At 78.0% G+C, this 845-nt stretch carries 1 protein-coding gene; it reads right to left on the bottom strand.

The window, feature by feature from the left end; genetic code table 11:
• On the bottom strand, nt 1–823 hold an 823-nt coding region (locus tag E1283_RS36625), incomplete at its 3' end, for an HAD family hydrolase (RefSeq protein WP_207930684.1).
• Between the last annotated feature and the right edge of the window lie 22 nt (nt 824–845).

Raw genomic sequence — 845 nt, forward strand, 5'->3', positions numbered from 1 at the left:
GGGCGGGGGTCGAGTCGGCGGCCCGGGCCTGGGCCAGCAGGCCGAGCAGCCCCGTCATCTCGTCGATCACGTGGGTGGGGCGCTCGTCGGCCGGCCCGGTGGGGGCGGCGTCGACGGCGGCGTCGGAGGCCGAGCCGCCGCGCACCAGCACGGTCGTCACGACGCCGGCGCGGCGGGCGGCGGCCATGTCGCGCCAGGGCTTGTCGCCGACGAACCAGCAGTCGGCGGCCGCCACGCCGAGCGCGGTGACGGCGGCGGTCACGGTGGCCGGGTCGGGCTTGCGGCGGCCGATCTCGTCGGAGTAGACGTGCGCGCCGACCAGGTGCGTGATCCCGTAGCGGTCGAGCTCCTCGCGGACGGCGCGGCCGCAGACGGTGTTGGAGACGACGGCCACCCGGACGCCGTGCTCGGCGCAGAACGCCAGGGCCTCGGCGACGCCGGGCCGCATGGTGGCGTGGCTCTTGCTGCGCGCGTACTCCAGGGTCAGCCGGGCCGACTCGGCCAGCAGGAACGCCCGGGCGTGCGGCGACCAGTCGGGCCCGACCAGGTCGCACCAGAACTCGCGCGGCGTGATCTCGGGGACGACGGCGCCGTCCGACCGCTCCGCCTTCCACCGGCCGTACCGCTCCCGGCCGGCCTCGATCGCGGCCGCCACCTCGTCGACGGTGAACGCGGCGCCGGCGCGGGTCAGTTGCTCGGCGAGCCGGGTGGCGAACGCGCGACGGGCGTCGGGGGTCCTGGTGGAGCGGGCGATCACCCCGCCGTGGTCGAGGAGCAGCGCGGCGGGCAACCGGCGGACGGCGGCCGGGGGTTGGGGCTCCACAGCGACGGGGGCGGCCACCGGG

The organism is Streptomyces hainanensis, assembly GCF_004348415.1.
In the GTDB taxonomy this organism is placed as follows: Bacteria; Actinomycetota; Actinomycetes; order Streptomycetales; family Streptomycetaceae; genus Streptomyces; species Streptomyces hainanensis.